Raw genomic sequence first — 6,096 nt, forward strand, 5'->3', positions numbered from 1 at the left:
ATGTCTGCACTCCGTCGCATTCTGATCTGCATCACTCTTGTGATCATGGCGCTGCCGGCGATGGCCCAGGATGCCTCGCGGCGAATCGAAACCACTGAAAACGCGGATTATTTCGGCTTCGACCTGCGGACGGTGCGGGACATCGGCCTCAAGCAATGCGAGGCTGCCTGTCTCGACGACCGGCAATGCAAGGCCTTCACCTACAACGTCAAGGCCAAATGGTGCTTCCTCAAATCCGACTACAACACCATCAATCCCTTCGCCGGCGCCATTGCCGGCCGGGTGGTCAGCGGCGGCGAGCCGGACCTTGGAGCGGCGCCGGATCTCGCCTTCGTCCCCGCGTCGCTTCTCGATGAAGCCCGCGGCTACCGCGAGCGGACGATCGCGCGCAACAGCGGCGCCGGCGGCAGCGCTTCGCAATATATCGCGCTGGCCCAGTCGGCGGCCGCGGAAGGCGACATGGACGGCGTGGTCCGGTTCTATGCCATGGCGGCGGCGGCCGATCCGGCGCAGAGCCTCACCTGGAGCGAGCTGTCGCGCGGTTCGCTCGCCTATGTGACGCAGGACGAGTCGATGCTGCGCAGCCTGCGCTCGGTGGCGATCTCGGCGGCCATCAACGCCTATCAGACCTCGCGGACCGCCTCCGCGCGCGCCGATTCGCTGGCCGTGCTGGGCGAAGCCCTGGCGCGGTCGGAAAGCTGGCGTCCGGCGCTGGCGGCCTACCGGGCCAGCCTCGAGATCGCCGAAGTTCCGGCGCTGCGCGCGGAGTACGAGGACCTGCGCGCCACGCACGGGTTCCGGGTGGTCGACAACACCATCGACGCCGACAGCGAAACCCCGCGCGTCTGCGTGCAGTTCTCCGAGGAGCTGATTCCGGGCCAGGACTATTCCGGCTTCGTCAGCATCGACGGCGCCAGCGACGTGGCCATCGAGACCGATGCGGCGCAGATCTGCGTCAACGGCCTCGAACACGGCCGGCGCTACCGGCTGGTGCTGCGCGAGGGCCTGCCGTCTTCGGTCGACGAGAGCCTGGAAGCGCCGGTGGAGCTGTCGCTCTACGTGCGCGACCGCGCCCCCGTCGCCCGCTTCAGCGGGTCGAGCTTCGTGCTGCCCGCCAAGTCGCGGCTCGGCATTCCGCTGGTCACCATCAATGCGCCTTCGGCCGATCTCAAGCTGTTCAGGGTGGGCGACCGCGCCCTGTCGCGCATCATCTCGGGATCCGAATTCCTCAGGCAGCTCGACAGCTATTCGCTCGAAACCATTGCCGGCGATGTCGGCGCGCCGGTCTGGGAAGGCGCGGTCGAGATCGCCAGCGAGCCCAACCGCGAAGTCGTCACCAGCATCCCGATCGACACCCTGCTGCCCGAACGCGAGCCCGGCGTCTATGTGCTGAGCGCCGCGCCGCTCGGCGACAAGTCGGAAAGCTGGGAGCCCAAGGCCACGCAGTGGTTCGTCATTTCCGACATCGGGCTTTCGACCTTCGCCGGGGAAGACGGACTGTCGGTGTTCCTGCGCTCGCTGGAGACGGCCGAGCCGCTGGGCTCCGTCGCGCTCACGCTGCTTGCGCGCAACAACGAGGTGCTGGGCGAGGCGGTGACGGACGCCGACGGCCGCGCCACGTTCCAGCCCGGCCTGATCCGCGGCCAGTCGGGTCTTGCCCCGGCGGCGCTGCTGGCCAAGGGCGAGGACGGCGATTTCGTCTTTCTCGACCTGACTACCGGCGGCTTCGACCTCTCCGACCGCGGCGTGGCCGGACGACCGTCTCCCGGCGGCGTCGACGTGATGGCCTGGACCGAGCGCGGCATCTACCGCCCGGGCGAGACGGTTCATCTCGCAGCCCTTGCCCGCGACGGGCAGGCCGAGGCCCTGGCGGACCTGCCGCTCACTATCATCCTGCAGCGGCCCGATGGCGTGGAGGACCGCCGCGAAGTCTCCGACGGCGCGGCGCTCGGCGGCCATGCGCTGGCCTTCGATTTGCCCGGCAACGCCATGCAGGGCGCCTGGCGCGCAAGCCTGCACACCGACCCCAAGCGCCCGGCGATTGCCGAGGTCGCGTTCCTGGTCGAGGATTTCCAGCCCGACCGCATCGAGATCGACCTCGACGCCGGCGAGGCCGTGGTGAGCCCCGACAGTCCGGCCGAGATCGCGGTCACCGGCCGCTATCTCTATGGCGCCCCCGCGGGGGGCCTCGCCACCGAAGGCGAGATCGTCGTCAGCCGCTCGCGCGAGCTCGCGGCCTATCCGGGCTATGAATTCGGTCTGGCGGACGAGGAATTCGAGAATTCGCGCATCGCGCTCGACAATCTGGCGGCGCTTGACGAAGCGGGCGAGGGGATCGTCGAGGTCGATCTTGCGGCATTGCCCGCCACCACGCAGTTCCTCAAGGCCGACGTGACGGTCCGCGCCTCGGAGAACGGCGGCCGGGCGGTCGAACGCACGGTCGAGCTCAAGGTCGCCACCGAGGGCCCGCGCATCGGCATCAACCCGGATTTCAACGACGGGCAGGTTACTGAAAACAGCGAGGCGGGGTTCCGCGTCATCGCCGTCGACGCCGACGGCGCACGCATCGCCATGCCCGGCGCCACCTGGTCGCTGGTCAGCATCGAGCGGAACTACCAGTGGTACCGCGAGGGCAGTTCCTGGAACTACGAGGTGGTGGATTTCACCACCGAGATCGCCGACGGCGAGGTCGACCTCGGCGTCGACGAGCCCGCCCGGGTCGCAGCCGTTGTCCCGTGGGGCCGCTACCGCCTCGATATCACCGGCGCCGACGGTGCGGAGAGCAGCGTCTTGTTCGACGCCGGCTGGCATGTCGAGGCCAAGTCGATCGAAAGCCCAGACGGGCTCGAGATCGCCTTCGACAAGGACAGCTACCAAGTGGGCGAGACCGCGCAGCTCAGGATCTCGCCGCGCTTTGCCGGCGAGGCGCTGATCACGGTCGGTTCCGAGCGGTTGATCGCCACCACCACCGCCTCCGTCGGCGAAGACGGCGCCACCATCGACCTGCCCGTGACCGAGGAATGGGGCGCGGGCGCCTATGTCACCGCCACGCTCTACCGGCCGGGCGACGAGGCATCGCGCATGCTGATGCGCGCCATCGGCGTCAAGTGGCTGTCGGTCGATCCCGCGGACAAGCAGCTCTCGGTGAGCCTCGATCTGCCGGAAAAGACCACGCCGCGCGGACCCTTCACGGTACCCGTCACGCTCGCCGGCCTGACGCCGGGCGAACAAGCCTTCGTCACGGTGTCGGCGGTGGACGTCGGCATTCTCAACCTGACCCGGCACGCCGCGGCGGATCCCGAAGCCTGGTATTTCGGCCAGCGCGCCCTGGGGCTCGAGATCCGCGACCTCTATGGCCGCCTGATCGACGGCTCGGCCGGCGTCACCGGGCGCATCCGCTCGGGCGGCGACGGCGCGATGATGCGCGCCGACGGCAGCCCGCCGCGTGAAAAGCTGGTGGCCTTCTTCGAGGGGCCAGTCGAGGTCGACGCCAATGGCAAGGCCAGCGTCACCTTCGACATGCCGCAGTTCAACGGCACCGTCCGCGTCAACGTGGTCGCCTGGAGCGCCGGCGGCCTTGGCCACGCGACGCAGGACGTGATCGTCCGCGATCCGGTGGTGATCACCGCCAGCCTGCCGCAGTTCCTGGCGCCGGGAGACACGTCGGAGATCCTGGTCGAACTCGCCAACACCGACGGCCCCGCCGGAAGCTACAGTGTGGAACTGTTGACGGCGTCCGGCCGGGTAAAGGCCGGAAGCGGGATGCGCCAGACCCTCGATCTCGGCGCAGGCGCCCGCGACAGCCTGGTGCTGCCGCTGGAGGGGCTGCAAACCGGGTCCGACACCATCACCATCGCGCTCTCGGGCCCCAGCGGGCTCGCGCTCGACCGCGAGGAGATCGTCACCGTCAGGCCGTCGGCCATGCCGGTCACCACCAAGCGGATCATCAGCCTCGCCGGCAATGGCGGCACCCTCAGGATCGACAGCGAACTGCTGGCCGACAGCCAGCTCGACGGCGCCTCGGTCACCGTCGGCGTCACCCGCAACGCCGCCTTCGACGTCGCCTCGCTCCTGATGGCGCTCGAGCGCTATCCCTATGGCTGCGCCGAGCAGACCACCAGCCGGGCGTTGCCGCTGCTCTATCTCAGCGATCTCGGCGACACGTTCGGCGACGACGCCGCAGAGATCCGCAAGCGGATCGAGGGCGCCATCACCCGGCTCGTGGCCTACCAGTCCTCCTCGGGCAGTTTCGGCCTCTGGGGGCCGGGATCGGGCGATCTTTGGCTTGACGCCTATGTCACCGACTTCCTGACCCGCGCTGCCGAGAAGGGCTTCTCGGTGCCGCCGGTGGCAAGCAGGCTCGCGCTCGACAATCTGCAGAACACGCTGGCCTACACCACCGACGTGGGCAGCCAGGGCAGCAGCATCGCCTATGCGCTCTATGTGCTGGCGCGCAACCAGAAGGCCGCCGCTACCGACCTGCGCTATTACTCCGACAGCCAGATCGATGCCTTCGCGCAACCGTTGGCCCGCGCCCAGATCGGCGCGGCGCTGTCGCTCTATGGCGATCCGCAGCGGGCCGAGGAGAGCTTCCGCTCCGCCTTCGACCATGCCCGCGCCACCGCCATGATGCTGGGCGGGCGCGACGATTACGGCTCCAACCTGCGCGACGGCGCGGCGATGCTGGCGCTGGCGGCGGAATCGACGCCCACGCCCGGCGTCGTGCCGGAGCTGATCCGGTTCGTGAGCGACGCCAAGGCCGCACGGTCGGCGACCAGCACCCAGGAAGACGCCTGGATGGTGCTGGCCGCGCGCGCGATCACGGCGGGCAACCGGTCGATCTCGGTCAATGTCAACGGCCAGGCCTTTGCCGGCGCCTACGAGAACCGGATGAGCGGCGAGGACATCGCCGCCAATCCGCTGACGCTCGTCAACCAGGGTCCGGAGCCGGTGGATGCGGTGGTCACCACCATCGCCGCCCCCGCCCAGCCGCTGAGCGCCGGGGGGACCGGTTTCGACATCAGCCGCAACTACTACACGCTCGACGGCCAGCCGGCCTCGATCTCGGCGGTCAACCAGAACGACCGCTTCGTGGTGGTGCTGCAGATGCGCGAGGCAAATGCCTGGCCATCGCGGGTGGTGGTCACCGACCTGCTGCCGGCGGGCTTCGTCATCGACAATCCGCGCCTGATCGGCAGCGCCGAACTGGGCAATTTCGCCTGGCTGGGCGAGCCCACGGCCAGCCACGCCGAGTTCCGCACCGACCGCTTCATGGCGGCGTTCGACCGGTCGGACTCCTCCAGCCGCGACTTCTTGGCGGCCTATGTGGTGCGGGCGGTGACGCCCGGCGTCTATGCGCATCCGGCGGCGGTGGTCGAGGATATGTACCGTCCGGAGCTCGCCGCGCGCACGGCCACGGGCGTCCTTGAGGTGCTCGGGCGGCCATGATGCGGCCGCGCCTCCTGCGGTTCCTGCGCCGGGCCGCGCTGGCGGGCGCCTGCTGCGTGGCGGCGGCGGGACTGGCGCTGTTCGCGCTCGACCGGGCCGACCAGGCCTATCCGCCGCCGCTTGAGGCCGCGAATGCGATCTCGCGCCAGGTGCTCGACCGCGACGGAGGCCTGCTCAGGGCCTACACCGCGGCGGGCGGCGTCTGGCGGCTGCCGGTGACGCTGGACGAGGTCGATCCCGACTACGTCAACATGCTGATCGCCTATGAGGACCGGCGGTTCCGGTCGCACCACGGCGTCGACCCGGTGGCGCTGATGCGCGCGGCGGCGCAGTTCGTCGGCAATGGCGGCCGCATCGTCTCGGGCGGCTCGACCATCACCATGCAGCTCGCCCGGCTGATCGAGCCGCGCACCGAACGCTCGCTCGCCGCCAAGCTCCGCCAGATGGCCCGCGCGCTGCAGATCGAGCGGCGGCTCGGCAAGGACGAGATCCTCAGGCTCTACCTGACGCTTGCCCCCTATGGCGGCAATCTCGAAGGGGTGCGGGCGGCGAGCCTCGCCTGGTTCGGACGGGAGCCCAGGAAACTGTCGCTGTCGCAGGCAGCGCTGCTGGTGGCCCTGCCGCAGTCGCCCGAATCCCGGCGTCCGG

At 69.6% G+C, this 6,096-nt stretch carries 2 protein-coding genes; both read left to right on the forward strand.

What is annotated here, in order from left to right; genetic code table 11:
- On the forward strand, window positions 1-5,448 hold the full coding sequence (locus LL06_RS12400) for an alpha-2-macroglobulin family protein (RefSeq protein WP_035527011.1): 5,448 nt from the start codon (window positions 1-3) through the stop codon (window positions 5,446-5,448).
- On the forward strand, window positions 5,445-6,096 hold a 652-nt coding region (locus tag LL06_RS12405), incomplete at its 3' end, for a transglycosylase domain-containing protein (protein ID WP_035527013.1). The genes LL06_RS12400 and LL06_RS12405, both read left to right, overlap by 4 nt.

The organism is Hoeflea sp. BAL378, assembly GCF_000759435.1.
Classification (GTDB): domain Bacteria; phylum Pseudomonadota; class Alphaproteobacteria; order Rhizobiales; family Rhizobiaceae; genus Hoeflea.

Coding starts and splice junctions, on each gene's coding strand:
- LL06_RS12400 (WP_035527011.1), top strand. CDS start 1: ATGTCTGCACTCCGTCGCATTCTGATCTGCATCACTCTTGTGATCATG.